This window comes from Micrococcus lylae NBRC 15355, assembly GCF_001570885.1.
GTDB lineage: Bacteria > Actinomycetota > Actinomycetes > Actinomycetales > Micrococcaceae > Micrococcus > Micrococcus lylae.
On record NZ_BCSN01000034.1, the window covers coordinates 1 to 16,996 of the forward strand.

Sequence of the window (16,996 nt, forward strand, 5' to 3'; positions counted from 1 at the left end):
CACACGGTTCGCGCAGGAGCGCACCGCCGGGGTGTCTCCGCTGCTTCGTGCAACGGACTTCGTTGAGGCGAGGCTCGATCCGGTCATCGAGGTGAAGGGCCAGGTCTCGGTCGAGTCCCCGGAAGTGGTGTCGCGCCCGGTGGTCGGGCACGTCGTCTCAGACGTGGACGCGGCCACCGTGTGATCCTTCGAGTCAACCTTCCACAGAATCCTCGAATGGAGTCATCATGATGACCGCTCCTCATATTGTCGACCCCGCCGGCCTGTTGGGCGAAGCCCTGTCCGAAGCGTCTCCGGACATGATGGGCCCCCTGCTGCAGACGATGATCAACACCCTGCTCTGCGCTGATGCCGACGCGGTGGTCGGCGCCGAATGGGGCAAACCCTCCTGTGACCGCACGGCCCAGCGCAATGGGTACCGGCACCGGGACCTGGACACCCGGGTCGGCACCGTGGACGTGGCCATCCCGAAGCTGCGGTCCGGCACGTACTTCCCTTCAGTGGCTGCTGGAGCGCCGCAAGCGGGCGGAATCGGCGCTGATCACTGTCGTCGCGAACTGCTACCTGGCCGGGGTGTCCACCCGGCGGATGGACAAGCTGGTCAAGACCTTGGGCATCCACACCCTGTCGAAGTCCCAGGTGTCCCGGATGGCCGCGGACCTCAATGAGCAGGTCGAGGACTTCCGCCACCGACCCTTGAGCGAGGCGGGCCCGTTCACGTTCGTGGCCGCGGACGCGCTGACGATGAAAGTCCGCGAGGGCGGACGGGTCGTCAACGCGGTGGTGCTCATCGCCACCGAGGTCAACGGCGACGGCCACCGCGAGGTGTTGGGCCTGCGGGTGGCCACCAGCGAGACCGGGGCGGCGTGGAACGAGTTATTCGCCGACCTGGTCGCCCGCGGCTTGGCCGGGGTCCGGCTGGTCATCTCTGATGCCCACACCGGGCTCAAGGACGCCATCGCCGCGAACCTGCCCGGAGCCGTCTGGCAACGATGCCGCACCCACTACGCAGAGAACCTGATGGCCACCACGCCCAAGAGTATGTGGCCGGCCGTGAAGGCCATGCTGCACAGCGTCTATGACCAACCCGACGCTGCGGCGGTGAACCACCAGTTCGACCGGCTGCTGGACTAGGTGAGCGAGAAGCTGCCGGTGGTGGCCGAGCACCTCGATGCTGTCCGAGCCGGCATCCTGGCGTTCACCACGGTCCCCAAGGACGTCTGGACCCAGATCTGGTCCAACAACCCGGCCGAACGGCTCAACCGCGAGATCCGTCGCCGCACCGAGGCGGTGGGCATCTTCCCCAACCGGGCGGCGATCGTGCGCCAGGTGGGCGCGGTGTTGGCCGAGCAGACCGACGAATGGGCCGAGGGCCGTCGCTACTACCTCGGCCTGGAGGTCCTGGCCCGCTGCCGGCTCACCACCGTCAGCAACACGGGAAGCGAGGCGGACACCGAATCTGACCCAGCCCTCGAGCTCAGCGCCTGACAACCCCAACGAAGGAATCAGCCACTACACCACTTCATGGAACTTGACCTGGAACACCGCCCGCTGTCACGAAGGGCTCGGCTACTGCGCTACGTCACGGTCGCGGCGGCCTACACTCTCGACCGAGACCTAGGGCCCGCTGCATTCTGACCTCGGAACGAAACCCGAGGCGCTTCAGTTCCTCCTGAGTCGCGTGGTGAGTGTTGTCGGGTGGGGTCAGTCTTGGTTGCTGAAAGCTGCGTCGAAGGAGGCTTCGGGGGTCTTCCAGAGCAGGGATCGGACGTACTGGACGGCTTCGGCGGCGCCGTGGAGGCGGTCCATTCCGGCGTCCTCCCACTCGATGGAGATCGGCCCGGTGTAACCGATGGCGCGCAACGCCCGGAAGGCGTCTTCCCACGGCACGTCCCCGCGGCCGGTGGAGACGAAGTCCCATCCGCGTCGAGGATCACCCCAGGGAAGATGCGAGCCCAGGACCCCGGCCCGGCCGGCGGGCGGACGCAGGCGTGTGTCCTTGCAGTCGACGTGATAGATCCGGTCAGCGAACTCGACGATGAATCCGACCGTGTCGATGCCCTGCCACATCATGTGGCTGGGGTCCCAGTTGAAGCCGAAAGCGGACCGGTGATCGATCGCCTCCAGGGCCCGGACGCTGGTCCAGTAGTCGTAGGCGATCTCGGAGGGGTGGACCTCGTGGGCGAAGCGCACGCCCTCGCCGTCGAAGACATCGAGGATCGGGTTCCACCGGGCAGCGAAGTCCTCGTAGCCAGCTTCGATCACCGAAGCCGGCACTGGGGGGAACATCGCCACGTATTGCCAGATCGATGAGCCGGTGAAGCCCACCACGGTGTCCACTCCGAGTCTGCGGGCCACCTTTGCGGTGAGTTTGAGCTCCTCGGCCGCACGAGTTCGGACGCCTTCGGCCTCACCGTCGCCCCAGATGCGGGAGCCGACGATGGCCTGATGGCGGAAGTCGATGGGGTCGTCGCAGACGGCCTGCCCCGTGAGATGGTTGGAGATCGCCCAGACCTTCAGGCCATACCGATCGAGGATTTCCTTGCGCCCGGCCAGATAGGTGTCGTCCTCAGCCGCCCGCCACACATCGAGGTGATCGCCCGAGCAGGCGATCTCCAGCCCGTCATAGCCCCACTCGGCGGCCAGCCGGGCCACCTCCTCGAAGGGCAGGTCAGCCCATTGGCCGGTGAAAAGGGTGACGGGGTGAGAGTTCTCGTGAGTCATCATGGGCTCCGTTTCGAGTACGTCAGCGAATTCTTCGCGCTCTAGACACGCGTCGGTTGGTAGGTGGGGTGTTCCCCGCAGTGGGTGGGTCAGTGGACGTCCACCCAACGGCCGGAGGCGGCGGAGGTGAGGACCGCGTCGGTAAGAACGGCTGCACGCAGGCCGTCGTCGAAGGTCGGCAGCCCATCCACTTCCTCGCCTTGGGCGGCCCGGTAGGTGTCGGCGACGAAGGAGGTGAAGGCGTCACGCCACCCTTGGGGATGTCCCCCGGGCGACTGGTCATAGGCCATGGACAAAGGTGACGCATCTTCGTCGGCTCGATGCCAGATCCGCGTCTGCTCCCGCCCGCCGATCCACAGGGTGTTCGGCTCCTCCTGGTGGAACTCGTAGGAGTGCTTGGGGGTGTCCACGGCGATGCGCAGGTCGTTCTTGTGCCCCGGGGACACCTGCGAGATCGCGGAGCTGCCCACAGCGCCCCCGTCGAGCCGGAAGACGAACACAGCGGCGTCCTCGGTGCTCACCGGCTCCGAGCTCGTCCCACGGGTGTCGTAGACGGTGGACAGGTCGGCGGTGAGCGAGGTGATGCGTTGGCCGGTGACGAACTCCATGAGATCGCACAGGTGCACTCCGATGTCGGCGAAGGCTCGAGACTGACCGCCCTGAGCGGAGTCCACCCGCCAGTTCGTGTCCCAGGGACGGGACAGCCAGTCCTGCAGGTAGTTGCCCCGCACCAGGTGTGGTTCGTCAGCGCCTGAGGCCAAGCGAGCCCGCAGTTCACGGACGGAGGAGTAGAAGCGGTAGCCGAAGGGGACCGTGGCCACAAGATCGGTGGCTCGCCATTGATCGACCATGGCCTGCGCGTCGTCCCGGCGCGTGGCCAGCGGCTTCTCGCAGATCACGTGCTTGCCGGCAGCCAGGGTGGCACGCACGAGATCGGGGTGGGTGTCGTTGGGGGAGCAGATGTGCACCACCTCGACGCGGGGATCTTCGATGAGTTCCAGGGGAGTGGAGTGCACCTCACGGGCCCCCGTCTGCAGCCCTGCGCGCTGTCCGGAAGCGACGTCGCGGCTGGCTGCGGCCAGCACCTCGTGTCCGGCGGCGCGGACGGCGTGGGCGTGGACGCGGGCGATCATGCCCCCGCCGATGATTCCTGCACGCATCGGTTACTTCTTTCGACCCAGGGCCACGGCGAGGATGATGATCACGCCGCGGACGATGTTCTGTTGACTGGTGTCCAGACCCGCCAGCACCAGACCGTTGTTGATCACACCGATCAACAGCGCCCCGATCACGGATCCAACGACAGCCCCACGGCCGCCGAACAGGCTGGTCCCGCCGAGGATGACCGCTGCGATGACCGACAGTTCGTCGCCGGTGCCCCACTGGTAGCGGCCGGATTCCAGGCGCCCGGCGTAGAGCATGCCCGCGATCGAGGCGGCCACGGCCGAGGCCATGAGGACACTGAAGATGATTCGACGCGTGCGCACACCGCTGTAGATCGCTGCCTGCTCGTTTCCGCCGGTGGCCAGCACCCGACGACCGTAGGCGGTGCGGTGCATGACGGTCGCCCCGAGGACGGTGGCGATGACGACCCAGATGAGCAGGGACGGGATCGGGCCGATGGACCCACCGCCGAAGAAGGCGTTGAACCCGGAGGAGAGGATCGGCTGGGGGGCGGAGCCGGTGATCCACATGGCCGCGCCCGCAGCGATACCCATCATTCCTAGGGTGACAAGGAACGAGGGAATCCGGGCAAAGGCCACCAGGCTGCCATTGATCAGTCCGACGAGCACGCCGGTGCCGATCCCGGCCAGGGCGCCGACGATCGGGCCACCAGCGGCTACACCCATGGCTGCCGTGACACTCGCCAGTCCTGCGACGGCGCCGACGGACAGGTCGATCTCCGCGGCGGCGATCACGAATGTGACCGCCACAGCCATGAAGGCGATCATGGCTGTCTGACGGAAGATGTTCAGCAGGTTCTCCACGGTGGCGAAGCCAGAGTCGTGCAAGAAGAGGACGCAGATTCCGTACACCAGGACCAGGCCGATGTAGATGATGTAATCGCGCCAATCCACCGAGCGCTTGCGGGCTGGAGCGCTCGCGCGTGCGGGGGCTGAAGTGGGGGCGGAGGTGGACATGGTCAGACTCCCTGAATGGTCAATTGGAGCGACTCTTCGTCTTCGATCTCGGAGCGGTCCAGGGTGGATTGGAGGTGGCCCTTGCGGAGGACCAGGATGCGGTCGCTGACGGCTAACAGCTCGGTGAGTTCCGAGGAGATCAGGATCACCGATGTGCCGGTTCGGGATAGTTCTCGAATCAGCGCGATGACCTCGCCCTTCGTACCGATGTCGATGCCGGCCGTCGGCTCGTCCAGGATGAGGATCTTGGGGTCGGTCGAGACCCAACGGCCGAGGACGACCTTCTGTTGGTTGCCCCCGGAGAGCAGCCGAATCTCGAGGTCGGGACTCGCACCTTTCACTTCGAATTTCTTCAGCACCTCGGAACCGAACCGTCGTGAGCGCCGCTCGTCTATGAGCGGGCCTCGGCGGAATCGATCCAGCAGCGGCAGAAGGAGGTTGTCGCGGACGCTGTGCGAGAGCACCAGGCCCTGTTCACGGCGGTCTTCAGGCACGAGAGCGAATCCGGCTTCGATTGCCGAGATCGGAGTCGTGATGGAGACCGGCTCGCCGTCGATGAGAATCTCTCCGCTGCGATGCTTGTCGATGCCGAAAAGAGCGTGCGCAATCTCGGTGCGGCCTGAGCCCATCAGGCCGGCTAGTCCGATGACTTCGCCGGGGTGGACGGTGAAGGAGATGTCCTCCAAACCGCGATCCGTGGACAGCCCCTTCACCTCCAGCCGTGGAGTCCCCGATCGGTCCACGTCGTGGGCCTCGTAGGTCAGCGCATTCTCCAACCGACGACCGATGATGGCCTCGACGAGATCTTCCGGGGGGATGTTCTCGGCGTAGTCCGTCAGCGCCACGGCACCGTCGCGCATGACGGTGATCCTGTCGGTGATCCGGTAGATCTCCTCCATCCGGTGAGAGATGTAGACGATGCCCATCCCCTGGGATGTCAATCTCGTGATCAGCGCGAACAGAATCTCGGATTCTTTCTTCGACAAGCTCGCGGTCGGCTCATCGAGAATGAGCACCCGGGCATCCTGAGAGATGGCCTTAGCGATCTCGGTCAGCTGCCAGTACGCCGTGCTCAGCCGGTCGAGGGAGGCTCTGGGGTCGATCGGCAACTGGAAGGTCTCGAAGATCTTCTCCGTCTCACGCTCCATGGCCTCCTCATCGATCAGCCCCAGGGAGGTTCGGGGTTCACGGTTGAGGAAGACGTTTTGGGCAACGCTCAAGGTGGGGACCAGGCTGAACTCCTGGAAGACCATGCCCACCCCCGCCTCACGGGCAGCGATCGGGGAATCGATGGTCACCGGACGCCCGTCCACACTGATCTCCCCGGCGTCGGCGCTATATACGCCTTGGAGGATCTTCATGAGCGTGGACTTGCCGGCGCCGTTCTCCCCAGCGAGGGTGTGGACCTCACCGGCCAGCACTTCAAAGTCCACTCCCTTCAACACCCGGTTCGCGTCGAAGGCCTTTTCGATGCCCTGCATTGACACGGCGACGGTCCTCGTCGCAGGTGAAGAAGGGGCCACGGCTGTGCTCGACATGATTACTTCAGCCCGTCCACGGTCACCCACTGTCCGCTGTTGGAGGACTCCAGGATTGCGTCGGCGATCTTCTCGATCTGGTAGCCATCGGCGAAGTTGGGGCTGGCTGGGGTGCCGTTGACGATGGCGTGGAAGAGATCGTGGGTTTCGATGATCTTGGTTTCGCCGTATCCGATGCCCAGGGCGGGGATCGGCCACAGTGCATCGCCGTGGGGGTGGGCGGGGCCGGTGTAGATCGTACGGAAGCCTCGCTCGGCAGGATCATCGGAGGCGAAGACCACCTGCAGCTGGTCTCGCTTCTCGTAGTCGAAGGCGATGGAGCCTTCGGTGCCGTGGATCTCGAAGGTCAGGAAGTTGTTCCGGCCCCAGCCGTTGCGGGTGGCTTCGATGCTGCCAATGGCGTCGTTGTCGAAGCGGAGCATGGTCATGACCTCGTCGTCGACGTCGACGGTGTCCTTCGGGGCGTTGGCGTCACCGCCGGCACCGAGCTTGTCGACGGTGCCGCTGGGCACCGGCCGCTCCGTGATCCAGGTGCGGGCCTGGGCGCTGACCGCGCTGACCTCGCCCACCAGGTACCGTGCGATGTCCACGACATGGGTGCCGATGTCACCCAAGGCGCCGCTGCCGGCCACGTCTTTGCGGAAACGCCAGGACAGAGGGGAGTCCGGGCTGGCCGACCAGTCCTGAAGGTAAGTGCCGCGGAAATTGAGGATCTTACCGATGCGCCCTTCGTCGATGAGCTTCTTGGCGTAGGTGATGGCAGGGGTGCGGCGGTAGTTGAAAGCGACCATAGTGGTCCGGTCCGAGGCCTGTGCCGCCTCGTACACAGCCTTGGCTTCTTCGGCACCGCGGGCCAGAGGCTTCTCGGAAATCACATGCTTACCGGCCTGAAGAGCGGCGATGGCGATCTCTGCGTGCAGATGGTTCGGAGTGGCGATGTCGATCACGTCGATGTTCGGGTCCTCGACGGCCTCGCGCCAGTCCGTGCCCGAACGGTTCCACCCGTAGCGGGCCGCAGCGTCTGCAGCGGACTCCTCGTTCACATCGATCAGCAATTCTCGCACCGGTCGGGCCGGGGCTGGCCAGAAGAACATCGGCATGGTCGCGTAGGCCATGGAGTGCGCCTTGGCCATGAATCCGGCTCCGATGATGGCGATCTTCAGCTCTTGCATTGTTGTTGCTCCGTTTCTTGGATTGACTCAGATGTCAGCTCGTGGGCGGGGTGCATTCGAGGAAGGACTCCTGGATGGCCTCAGGAACCTCCTGGTGGTAGATGTCCTGCCAGGCATCCAGCAGATTGCCGTGGTGCACCGGCAGGGCGGCGAGGGCTACGTAGGGTGGTGCATCTTTCTCGAGCAGTCCGTAGGCAGCCAAGGTTGCCTCGGCCACACCTTGGTCGTAGGGGCGTTGAGCGCCCAGCCCGGCCACGCCGCTGTTCTGGGCCATGGAGATCGCCACGTTCAAGCCGAGATCCTCAGTGGTGATCTTGACGTCACCGCGTTCGGCGGTACGCACGGCGGCCATGATCCCCTCGGTGGGCACGTCCCAGACACCCCAGAGGCCGTCGATGTCATCCTGGTGTCTCAGGAGCATCGCATTGGCGGCGTTCTGTGCCTCTCCGGCAAGGTCCGAACCGGAGATGCCTCGCTCGTCGATGATTTTGATCCCCGGGTATTCGTTTCGGATGGTTTCGGTGAACCCCTCGTAACGCTGATTCGTCACGAAGAAGTCGACCCCGTACTTGATTACCCCGATGTTCCCCTCACCCTGCAGTGCCTGGGCCATCAGATGTGCGGCGACGACCCCGTTGCCGTAGTTGTCGGCGGAGACTGCGGAGATGTAGTCCTCCCCTGCTTCGAAGCCCACCGGAATGTTGTCCATGAACACCAGGTCGATCCCGGCTTCGGCAGCCCGGCGATAAGCACCGGCCGTTGCCACGGCATCTGTGGGGATCGAGATCATGATGTCGGGCTTGCGGGCGATCATGTTCTCGATGTCCGAGACCTGCTTGCTCGGATCCTGGCCGGCGTCGGTGACTCCGATGACCTCGATGCCGAGTTCGGAGAACCGTGTTTTCAGCCCGTTGAGCTGTGCGGCCGTCCAGTCGTCGCCGGTGTAGTGCATGACGATGGCCGCGGTGGCCTTCTTCGCCTTGACCTGGTTGACCTCGTCGTCAGTCAACTCCAAGGTGTCGGCGGAGACCGGATCTTCCCCCTGGGGTCCCTTGCTGAGGACTTCACCCTCCAGGTCCGCGAGGGCTTCCTGGGCCGGGGCATGCTCGGGGAGCAGGCATGCGCTGTTCTCGGTGGCGGGGGCACATGCCGTCAGGGAGATCGTCAAGGTCACCAAGCTCGCTGTCGCCGCCAGACGGGCTCGGTGGCTCACAGTCCGAGCCCTCTCAGGTACTGGCGGCTTCGCTGAGCAGCTTCCGCCGGATCGCCGTCGTAGTAGTCCAGCTCCACGACTAGCCAGTCGTCGTAGTGTGCCTCCTGGACTGCATCGAGAATGTCCCTGAAGTTCAACTCCCCATCCCCCAGCGGAAGGAAGCGACCGCTGGTGGAGTCGTAGTCCTTCAAATGCACCAGCGTGAGGCGGTCGGAGTACCTGCGCACGGCCTCAGCCGGGTCCCCACCGCCGGCGGCCAGGTGGGCGGTGTCGGGGCAGAAGCCGATGCCTGTCTCCGCGAAAACGGTCTCCAACTGCTCGGGGGACTGCACGATCGTGCCCAAATGCGGGTGGAAACATGCGCGCAGGCCGTTGCTGGCGGCGATCTCTGCCACGGTGTCCAACGCACCACCAAGCCGCTTGTAGTCATCGTCGCGGATGCCCTTGGCCCGAATCGCGCCACCACCCAGGACAAGGTGACCGGCCCCGGCCGCCGCGGCGAGTTCGGCCGTCGAGCGGACCTTGTGCAGCTCATCCTCAAGCGCGTCCGCGTAGATGAAGCTTCCTCCGGTGTAAACGCTGACCAAGTCGAGTTCGTGGTCGGAGAGCCTGGACTGGAGCTCTCCCAGGTTGGAGGAGAAGTCGTGGAGGTTGCCCTCGAACATCTCCACCCCGGAGTATCCGGCCTGCTGGATGGGGGCGAACGAGTCGGTCACCGTCCCCGCTGAGCGGTAGTAGAGGTCCTTGATGCTCGTGACGCCGGTGGGGTCGCCGATGACTCCGCCCCACGTGATCGAGTGGTATGCCAACTTCACTGTCTGCTCCTTGAGGTGTGACCGCACTCACGTGATGTTCTCTTCGCGTGCAGACTATTGCCGCCCATAGACAGAAGTCAAGGGTGTCTACCTGCCGTTCGGCTCAATTGGGTGTTGGGTAGAAGCATGCCCAGTCGCGCTCTGTTGTCCGGCACGGACGCCAACCTCGCCCGAAGCGCTGCCCTCACCTTGGAATTCATCCGTCGAGACGGGCCTCAGAGCCGGCCAGACCTGGCGACCAAGACGGGGTTGGGCCGCACTGCCCTCACTCAGCGCCTCACCGTCCTGCAGGAAGCAGGTCTGGTGATGGAGGGCGAGTACGGGGAGTCGACCGGTGGACGTAATCCCAGGCTGTTGCGCTTGAACGCGTCAGCCGGGCTCATCCTCGGCTTGGAGCTCGGAGCCACCTCGTTCACGGTCGGCGTCACGGACCTGGATGGCAGCGTGCTGGCCCTGCGCAATGCAGTTTGTGAGATCGCATCGGGACCCGAGCCTGTGCTGTCCCGGGTGGAGAAGGTGCTCAAGGACATGCTGGCTGAGGCACGTCTTTCGCAAGGGGATGTCTGGGGCGTCGGGGTAGGGCTACCTGGCCCCGTCGAATACGCCACGGGGTGCCCGATTGAACCGCCGATCATGCCCGGATGGAACAACTACCCCGTCCGAGAGCGACTTACGGCCGCGTTCCAGGCACCCGTATGGGTCGACAATGATGTCAATGTGCTGGCCCTCGGTGAGCTCAGATCCAAGCGGGAACTCCGGAGGCAGGATTTCATCTACGTCAAGGTCGGCACCGGCATCGGTGCGGGGCTCGTTTCGACCGGACGGCTACACCGCGGTGCGCAAGGCAGCGCCGGAGACATCGGCCACGTAGCCGTGGCGGAGGCCGAGAACGTGGCGTGTCGTTGCGGCAAGTATGGCTGTCTCGAGGCCATTGCCGGCGGCGGCGCACTGGCTCTCCAAGGGGTGCGCGCCGCACAGAATGGTCGCAGCCCTATCCTCCAGAGACGATTCGCCGAGACGGGGAACGTCACAGCCCGCGATGTCACCGTCGCCGCTCGCAGTGGTGATCACTTCTCGGTGGAAGCCCTCACACGCAGCGGCAAGACCATCGGTTCTGTCCTCTCGACACTCGTCAACTTCTTCAACCCGTCGATCATTCTGATGGGCGGAGGCGTCGTTTCAAGTGGCGGGCAGTTGTTGGCGAGTATCCGTGAGACTGTCTATCAGCGTTCCCTACCCCTGGCCACGCGGGATCTGGTCATCCGCCCGGCTCATCTGAACAGCACCGGCGAAGGCGGAGTCATCGGCGCGGCCCACCTGGCACTCGACGAGCTCTTTGATCCGGCCACATTCCAACGCCTCATCACTCACGGGCCACCACGAAGTGTGGAGGAGCTGCACAGTGGGACTGGTTCCGTTTAGAGCGTGGAGCTCTCATCCTCATGGACGACGGGGCGGCGCGGATCGGCACACGAAAGTCGTGGCCTTTCGCCCAGACGCCGTGAGTAACGAACTCCTGCCGGCGCCTCCGCCCCGCACGGCCAAGCACGTCTCCCCGGCCGCCTCAGGACCTCCGCTCGTACAGGCCCAGCGCGTCCCAGGCCACCCAGCCGCCCTCGGCGAGGGTGAACTCCACAACGTTCTCGCCGGCGGTCAGGGCCCCGGCCGGCAGTGCGAACTCGTGACCCGAGCGCACCAGCGTGGATCCGGGCAGCGTCGCGTCGCCCTCGCGGGAGCCGCGCGTCGCACCCTTCGCCAGCTCCACGGACCGCACGTCTTGCCCGTTCACCGCCACGTCGAGACGTCCGCCCAGGCGCGTGGTGTCCACGAACCACAGGGCCAGGTCGACGTCACGCTGCGGGGCGGCGTCGAGGGGCACCGTCCACCGGGTGCGGTAGGTCTTCCGCCCGGCCCAGGCGTCGCCCGGACCCGGCAGCAGGTACGGCCACGCCTCCCCGGGGGTGTCCACGCCCTGGACGTAGTCGATCACGGCCGTCGGGTAGGCCTTCGGGATCTGCCCGTACTCGGCGGGGGAGAAGCGCAGCTCGAGGGACTTCCCGTCGAACTCGCCGATCCGCGCCAGCTCACGGCCGGTCGCGGTCACGGAGGCCTGGGACTCGCCCACCACCGCCGACGACGGACGGCCGCGCCGGCCGGCGTCGGACACCGCGACGATGACGTACCGGAAGGCCTCCCCGGCGGGGTCGAGGCCGTGGTGAACGAAGCGCGGATACACGGTCTTGCCGACCAGGTGCGTCTCGTCGGGCTTTGCGTGCCTGCCGGTGGTCGGCAGGGCGTACACGCGGTAGTGGTCGATCAGCGGCTCCCACGGCAGGGGCGTCCAGGTCAGCTCGACGCGGGAGACGGCGCCGGTGGTGGCCACGCCCGTGACGGTCTGCGGCTTCTTGCTCATCGGTGCTCTCCTCAGTCCTCGATCAGGCGGCTGGTGCCGGCGGGGGTGGTGAAGCGGGCGCTGAGCTCCTTGGGCGCGGTGTCGTCCGACTCCACCCACGGCACGATCCAGAACGAGGACGTCAGCTGCTCCGGTGTGAACCTCAGGTGCAGGTAGCCGCGCCGCCCGTCGTAGTGGCGCACGTAGTCGTGCTGCACCCAGTCCGGTGTGTACTTGTCCGTCTTCGCCCCGTCGCCGTCGGAGGCCGCGGACGTCGTCACCAGCTCGACGCCGGCCGGCCCGGCCGGCAGTCCCGCCGCCTCGCCGCGCAGCTCGGCGGCCACGTGCTTGTGGATGTCCCCGGTGAGCATCACGGCGTTGCCTGCACGCCTCATCTCCGCCAGCAGACGGCGCCGGGCGGCCGGGTACCCGTCCCACTGGTCAGTGCGGTCGTCGGTGATCGGCGCGAGCACGACCCCGCCGGCCAGCACGTTCCACCGGCTCTGGGACGTGCGCAGCCGCTCGGTGACCCACCGCTCCTGGGCCGCGCCCAGCATGGTGCGGTCCTCCCGCACCCGGTCCGCCTCATCCACCGGCGGGGCGTCCCGGAACTGGCGGGTGTCCATGAGCGTGATCCGAGCCAGAGACCCGACCTCGAGCCCGGCGAGGATGTCCGACTCCGGCCCCTGCGGCAGGGCGTCGATGTCCACGGGAAGGTTCTCGTAGAAGGCCCGGTAGGCGACGGCGATGCGGTGTGCGAACAGCTCGGCGGGGATGCCGGTGGAGGAGGCGGCGCCCACGTAGTCGTTCTGCACCTCGTGGTCATCCCAGATGGCCACGGCGGCTGCGCGGGCGTGCAGCGCCTGCAGATGCGGGTCCGACTTCGTCAGGGCATACCGCAGCCGGTACTGCTCGAGGGTCTCGATCTCCACGGCGTGCGCGGGGGTGACCTCGGCTCCCTGACGCCACAGGTTCGCGGCGGTAATGCCGTACTCGTAGATGTAGTCGCCGAGGAAGATGGTGAGGTCCAGGTCCTCTTCCTGCGCCAGATGGCGGTGCGCGGCGAAGTGGCCGTGGTACCAGGCCTGGCAGGAGATCATCCCGACGGTGAAGCGCTCGGTCGCTGCCCCGGCAGCCGGAAGGGTGCGGAAGCGCCCCACCGGGCTCTTCTGCGGCCCCACCGAGAAGCGGTAGAAGTAGTCCGTTGCGGCCTTCAGCCCCTCGACCCGGGGGTGCACGGAGTGGGCCAACTCCGGCTGCGCCAGGGCCGTGCCGCGCTTGACGATCCGCCGGAAATCCCGGGTCTCGGACACCTCCCACTTCACCGGAGCGGACCGCAGCGGCATGCCGCCGTGCCCGTCCTCCGCGAGCGGCTCCGGCGCCAACCGGGTCCACAGCACGGCACCGTCCTCCCGTGGGTAACCGCTGGCGACGCCGAGACCGAACAGATTCTCCCGATGCGGCAGTGGGTCCGCGGAGGCGACGTCCGGCGCGTTGACCCCGAGGGCGAGGACGGCGGCGCTCGCTCCGCTGAGGCCGAGCAGGCGGCGACGGCTGAGGGTCGGGGAAGGAGAGGACATCGTGGCCTTTCATCCGTGCGTCTCGAGCAGCCCGGGCGGGCAACACACGGCACCGTAGGGCCCGGGTGTGAACGGCGGCGGAACATGCGGTGGCCTCCCGAGAACAGGACGGGACCGGCCTGGGCATTGCGCGGACCCCGGCTTAGGCTCGACAGCGGCGGAGTAGCACCGGCGCCCCGACGGCGTCCGCCGCCCCGCCCCCACCCGCACCGACGTTCTGGAGGACCCTGCCATGACCGCCACCGCACTGCTCGCCGGCCGCACCGCCCTCGTCACCGGAGGCACGCTGGGTATCGGCTTCGGCATCGCCACCCAGCTGAGGGAGCACGGCGCGAAGGTCGCCGTCACCGGACTCACCGACCAGGAGTGCGCCCAGGCCCGAGAGGCCGGGTTCTCCGCCCACGTCCTGGACGTCCGCGACCGTGAGGCGTGCACGCAGGTCGTCGCCGACGTCGTCGCTGAGTTCGGTGGGCTGGACGTGCTCGCCTCCAACGCCGGCGTCTACCCGCAGTCCTCGATCGAGGAGATGACGGACGAGGACATCGACCTCATCTTCGACATCAACGTCAAGGGCACCATCCACGCCGTCCAGGCTGCCCTGCCGGAGCTCATCGCCTCCGGCCGGGGTCGGATCGTGGTCACCAGCTCGATCACCGGCAACTACACCGGCTACCCGGCCTGGTCCCACTATGGCGCCACCAAGGCCGCCCAGATGGGATTCGTGCGCTCCGCTGCGATCGAGCTCGCCCGCAAGGGCGTCACCGTCAATGCCGTGCTGCCGGGCAACATCGTCACCCCGGGCCTGGAGGCCATGGGTCAGGAGTACCTGGACGACATGGCCACGTCCGTGCCCGCCGGCTTCCTCGGCGAACCCGAGGACATCGGCGCCGCCGTCGCGTTCCTCGCCTCGGACGGTGCCCGCTATGTCACCGGTCAGGGCATCGTCGTCGACGGCGGCCAGATCCTTCCTGAGGAGCCGGCGGCTCTCGAGGGCATCTGAGCGTGCGCGCCGTCGCCGGGATCGCCGCGGCGGCCGCGGCCCTGCCGGTCGCGGTCCTCGGGATCCCGGCGATGCTGGGAGTCGCGACGCTGGCCGGCGGTGCCCGGTCTGCTCAGTCGTGGCCGGCGTCTCCGTTCAGCTCGTATGCGCCCTTGCCGTCCAGCGTCTCCCGGATGATGTCTGCGTGACCGGCGTGGCGGGCGACCTCCGCGGCGATGTGCGCCAGGCACCAGCGCGCCTCCCAGTGCGTGAGGTCCTCGGGGTGCCAGGGCGCCGGCGGCACAGGGACCAGCGCGTCCAGGTCCGTGACGTTGTCGATGTTGGCCTGTGTGAGTGCCACGCACCGGTCGAAGTGGGCGACGACGTCTGCCAGGGGCCGGCGGTCCGCGATCGTCGCGTCCAGGGACAGGTCCGCGCGCATCTCCTCCGGCAGCTCCGGCTGCCCGGGTGCCGCCGCCGCACTGGCTGACCAATAGACACCCACGGCGGCGGTGTGCAGCAACAGGCCGGAGAGGTTCAGCTCCGAGACGGTGGGAGCGGCGTGTGCCTGCTCGTCGGTGAGACCGGTGACGGTGGTCCGCATCTGGGCGAGCTGCTGCAGCGCGAAGGTGCGCAGCACGGCATGCTCTCCGGCGGCGTTCGGGGTCAGGAAGCCCATGGTGATTCCTCCTGGGAAGGTCGGCACCCGGCGCGCCCGGGCGGTGACTCCACCGTCCCGGGTTCCGAGGACAGATCCTGTCCGCGATGTTGAGTGAGGATGGTCCCGTGACCGATCCGACCACCCGAGCACTCTCCCTGCTCAGCCTCCTGCAGGCCCGCCCCTTCTGGCGCGGCGAGGACCTGGCCGCCGAACTCGGCGTGACCGCTCGGACGCTGCGCCGCGACGTCGGCCGCCTCCGGCAGCTCGGGTACACCGTGGACGCCGGCGCCGGCTCCGGTGGCGGGTACAGCCTGGGCCGCGGCGGGGCGCTGCCCCCGCTCACCCTGGACGAGGAGCAGGCTGTGGCAGTCACGCTCGCGCTGACCCGCATGGCCGGCGACGGCGGCAGTCCCCACGCTGAGGCGGCGTTGAGGGCGTTGCACACCATCGACGCCGTCACCCCCGCCCGCATCCGGTAGCGACTGCGGGGCCTGCGAGCGGCCTTCGAGGCGGGCTCCCCGCCCGGCCCCGATGCGGCCGAGCCCCTGGATCCGGCGGACCTGCTGACCTGCGCCGACGCCATCCGCAGGACGCTCCGCCTCACCTTCGCCTACACGGACCGGCACGGGGCTTCGACGCAGCGGCGGGTGGAGCCGCACTGGTTGGTCCCCGTGCACGGCCGGTGGGTGCTGGTGGCGTTCGACCTGGACCGGGAGGACTGGCGCACCTTCCGGCTGGATCGGCTGCGTGAGCCGGTGCTGGGGACGTGGCGGTTCGTCCCGCGGCCCGGGGCAGAGGAGGTCCTCGCCCGGCTCGACGAGCCCGCCCCACCGTCGGCCTGGCGGCACGAGGTCACCGTCCGGATCCACGCCCCGTGTGAGGAGGTGGCCGCCCACCTGCCGCGCCTGGCCGGGCATCTCCGCCCCCTCGAGGACGGAAACACGGAGTTCCGGACCGGTGCGGACGACCCCGACGGCGCCGCCCGCTGGCTCGCGATGCTGGAGCACGACTTCACCGTGGTGGGGGATCAGGAGGTGGTCGACGCCGTGGCGCGGCTTGCCCGCAGGCTGGCACGCAGCGTGAACGGCGGGGTCGGGTGAGGCCGCCGCGCGGCGAGGTCAGGGGCCGCCCACTATCGTGACCGCATGTCCACGCCCTTGTTCGAGCTGGCCGCACGCCGCGGCGTTCCCTTTCCCGTGCACACCGAGCGGCTGAGCCTGATGCCCTTCACTGCCGAGGACACCGACGCAGTCTGGCGATTCAACCGCCGCGAGGAGGTCTGGACGTGGACCTCCGGGCGACCGGGCTCCGCGGAGCAGCTGTGTGAGGACTACCTCGCCGCGGGGAACAGGCTCACCGTGCAAGCGGGGGAGACGATCGTCGGCGTCGGGAAGCTGCAGGTGCTGGACGCGTGGAGTCAGGGTGGGCCGCGGGCCGAGGCTCAGGACGCGCTGGCCGAGATCGGCTGGACCATCGATCCGGACCGCGCGGGGCAGGGCTACGGCACCGAGCTCGCCGGCGCCCTGCTGGAGATCGCCTTCACCGGGCTGGGGGTGCGCCGCGTGGAGGCCCATGCGTTCGCAGACAACGCGGCCAGCCGGCGGGTGATGGAGAAGGTGGGGCTGCGCCACGAGGCCACGTTCCGGGAGGAGTCGCTGCACCTCACCCGCGGGTGGATCGACGGCGTCACCTACGCCATGCTCGCTTCGGAGCATCGCGGGCGGGGGTGAGGATGTCGGGGTCGTTGGCCTGCGGATGACGCGCCTGTTCCGCTCGTGTCA

Annotated in this window: 16 protein-coding genes and 1 pseudogene; 7 read left to right on the forward strand and 10 right to left on the reverse strand. The window is 67.5% G+C overall.

Features of this window, described 5'->3' with window-relative positions; genetic code table 11:
- The coding region (locus MLY01S_RS07980; RefSeq protein WP_218000446.1) for a hypothetical protein at positions 1–184 on the forward strand (184 nt) is incomplete at its 5' end.
- A 46-nt stretch (positions 185–230) separates the two neighbouring features.
- Positions 231–1,488 (forward strand): annotated as a pseudogene (locus MLY01S_RS07985) (IS256 family transposase).
- 216 nt (positions 1,489–1,704) lie between these two features.
- On the opposite strand, the gene MLY01S_RS07990 reads toward MLY01S_RS07985, so the two are convergent.
- The 7 genes from MLY01S_RS07990 to MLY01S_RS08020 form a co-directional block, all read right to left on the reverse strand.
- Positions 1,705–2,724 carry a sugar phosphate isomerase/epimerase family protein gene (locus MLY01S_RS07990; protein ID WP_067191024.1) on the reverse strand — a complete coding sequence of 340 codons (1,020 nt, stop codon included), beginning with the start codon at positions 2,722–2,724 and terminating at the stop codon, positions 1,705–1,707.
- Between the two features lie 89 nt (positions 2,725–2,813).
- Positions 2,814–3,884 carry a Gfo/Idh/MocA family protein gene (locus MLY01S_RS07995; protein ID WP_067190988.1) on the reverse strand — a complete coding sequence of 357 codons (1,071 nt, stop codon included), beginning with the start codon at positions 3,882–3,884 and terminating at the stop codon, positions 2,814–2,816.
- A gap of 3 nt (positions 3,885–3,887) precedes the next feature.
- Positions 3,888–4,865, reverse strand: coding sequence for an ABC transporter permease (locus MLY01S_RS08000; RefSeq protein ID WP_067190990.1), 978 nt, complete (start codon positions 4,863–4,865; stop codon positions 3,888–3,890).
- A gap of 2 nt (positions 4,866–4,867) precedes the next feature.
- Positions 4,868–6,346, reverse strand: coding sequence for a sugar ABC transporter ATP-binding protein (locus MLY01S_RS08005; RefSeq protein ID WP_082739855.1), 1,479 nt, complete (start codon positions 6,344–6,346; stop codon positions 4,868–4,870).
- Positions 6,347–6,405: 59 nt separating this feature from the next.
- Positions 6,406–7,536, reverse strand: coding sequence for a levoglucosan dehydrogenase (locus MLY01S_RS08010; protein WP_255218016.1), 1,131 nt, complete (start codon positions 7,534–7,536; stop codon positions 6,406–6,408).
- A gap of 73 nt (positions 7,537–7,609) precedes the next feature.
- Positions 7,610–8,788, reverse strand: a complete 1,179-nt coding sequence (locus MLY01S_RS08015) for a substrate-binding domain-containing protein (protein WP_067190996.1) — start codon at positions 8,786–8,788, stop codon at positions 7,610–7,612.
- On the reverse strand, positions 8,785–9,603 hold the full coding sequence (locus tag MLY01S_RS08020) for a sugar phosphate isomerase/epimerase family protein (RefSeq protein WP_067190998.1): 819 nt from the start codon (positions 9,601–9,603) through the stop codon (positions 8,785–8,787). The genes MLY01S_RS08015 and MLY01S_RS08020 overlap by 4 nt, the downstream gene beginning before the upstream one ends.
- Positions 9,604–9,729: 126 nt before the next feature.
- Between MLY01S_RS08020 and MLY01S_RS08025 the strand changes: the two genes are divergently transcribed.
- Positions 9,730–11,025, forward strand: a complete 1,296-nt coding sequence (locus MLY01S_RS08025; RefSeq protein WP_067191000.1) for an ROK family transcriptional regulator — start codon at positions 9,730–9,732, stop codon at positions 11,023–11,025.
- A 142-nt stretch (positions 11,026–11,167) separates the two neighbouring features.
- Here MLY01S_RS08025 and MLY01S_RS08030 read toward each other — a convergent pair whose 3' ends face one another.
- Both MLY01S_RS08030 and MLY01S_RS08035 read right to left on the reverse strand, forming a co-directional pair.
- On the reverse strand, positions 11,168–12,016 hold the full coding sequence (locus tag MLY01S_RS08030) for a polysaccharide lyase family protein (RefSeq protein ID WP_067191002.1): 849 nt from the start codon (positions 12,014–12,016) through the stop codon (positions 11,168–11,170).
- Positions 12,017–12,027: 11 nt separating this feature from the next.
- Positions 12,028–13,575 carry an alkaline phosphatase D family protein gene (locus MLY01S_RS08035; protein ID WP_067191004.1) on the reverse strand — a complete coding sequence of 516 codons (1,548 nt, stop codon included), beginning with the start codon at positions 13,573–13,575 and terminating at the stop codon, positions 12,028–12,030.
- Between the two features lie 232 nt (positions 13,576–13,807).
- On the opposite strand from MLY01S_RS08035, the gene fabG reads away from it, so the two are divergent.
- Positions 13,808–14,575 (forward strand): 3-oxoacyl-ACP reductase FabG, encoded by a 768-nt coding sequence (gene fabG, locus MLY01S_RS08040; RefSeq protein WP_067191006.1) that lies wholly within the window; start codon positions 13,808–13,810, stop codon positions 14,573–14,575.
- Between the two features lie 112 nt (positions 14,576–14,687).
- On the opposite strand, the gene MLY01S_RS08045 is transcribed toward fabG, so the two are convergent.
- Positions 14,688–15,233 (reverse strand): mycothiol transferase, encoded by a 546-nt coding sequence (locus tag MLY01S_RS08045; RefSeq protein WP_067191008.1) that lies wholly within the window; start codon positions 15,231–15,233, stop codon positions 14,688–14,690.
- Between the two features lie 107 nt (positions 15,234–15,340).
- Between MLY01S_RS08045 and MLY01S_RS12805 the strand changes: the two genes are divergently transcribed.
- The 3 genes from MLY01S_RS12805 (at position 15,341) to MLY01S_RS08055 (ending at position 16,945) form a co-directional block, all read left to right on the forward strand.
- Positions 15,341–15,694 (forward strand): helix-turn-helix transcriptional regulator, encoded by a 354-nt coding sequence (locus tag MLY01S_RS12805; RefSeq protein ID WP_209279966.1) that lies wholly within the window; start codon positions 15,341–15,343, stop codon positions 15,692–15,694.
- A gap of 84 nt (positions 15,695–15,778) precedes the next feature.
- Positions 15,779–16,315: a helix-turn-helix transcriptional regulator gene (locus MLY01S_RS12810; RefSeq protein ID WP_255218017.1), complete on the forward strand. Its 537-nt coding sequence runs from the start codon at positions 15,779–15,781 to the stop codon at positions 16,313–16,315.
- A 45-nt stretch (positions 16,316–16,360) separates the two neighbouring features.
- On the forward strand, positions 16,361–16,945 hold the full coding sequence (locus MLY01S_RS08055; RefSeq protein WP_067191009.1) for a GNAT family N-acetyltransferase: 585 nt from the start codon (positions 16,361–16,363) through the stop codon (positions 16,943–16,945).
- The last annotated feature ends 51 nt before the right edge of the window (positions 16,946–16,996 follow it).

Bases quoted from the DNA above. Each gene is read 5' to 3' on its own strand.
- MLY01S_RS07990 (WP_067191024.1), bottom strand. From the start codon at position 2,724: ATGACTCACGAGAACTCTCACCCCGTCACCCTTTTCACCGGCCAATGG.
- MLY01S_RS07995 (WP_067190988.1), bottom strand. From the start codon at position 3,884: ATGCGTGCAGGAATCATCGGCGGGGGCATGATCGCCCGCGTCCACGCC.
- MLY01S_RS08000 (WP_067190990.1), bottom strand. From the start codon at position 4,865: ATGTCCACCTCCGCCCCCACTTCAGCCCCCGCACGCGCGAGCGCTCCA.
- MLY01S_RS08005 (WP_082739855.1), bottom strand. From the start codon at position 6,346: ATGCAGGGCATCGAAAAGGCCTTCGACGCGAACCGGGTGTTGAAGGGA.
- MLY01S_RS08010 (WP_255218016.1), bottom strand. From the start codon at position 7,536: ATGGCCAAGGCGCACTCCATGGCCTACGCGACCATGCCGATGTTCTTC.
- MLY01S_RS08025 (WP_067191000.1), top strand. From the start codon at position 9,730: ATGCCCAGTCGCGCTCTGTTGTCCGGCACGGACGCCAACCTCGCCCGA.
- MLY01S_RS08030 (WP_067191002.1), bottom strand. From the start codon at position 12,016: ATGAGCAAGAAGCCGCAGACCGTCACGGGCGTGGCCACCACCGGCGCC.
- MLY01S_RS08035 (WP_067191004.1), bottom strand. From the start codon at position 13,575: ATGTCCTCTCCTTCCCCGACCCTCAGCCGTCGCCGCCTGCTCGGCCTC.
- fabG (WP_067191006.1), top strand. From the start codon at position 13,808: ATGACCGCCACCGCACTGCTCGCCGGCCGCACCGCCCTCGTCACCGGA.
- MLY01S_RS08045 (WP_067191008.1), bottom strand. From the start codon at position 15,233: ATGGGCTTCCTGACCCCGAACGCCGCCGGAGAGCATGCCGTGCTGCGC.
- MLY01S_RS08055 (WP_067191009.1), top strand. From the start codon at position 16,361: ATGTCCACGCCCTTGTTCGAGCTGGCCGCACGCCGCGGCGTTCCCTTT.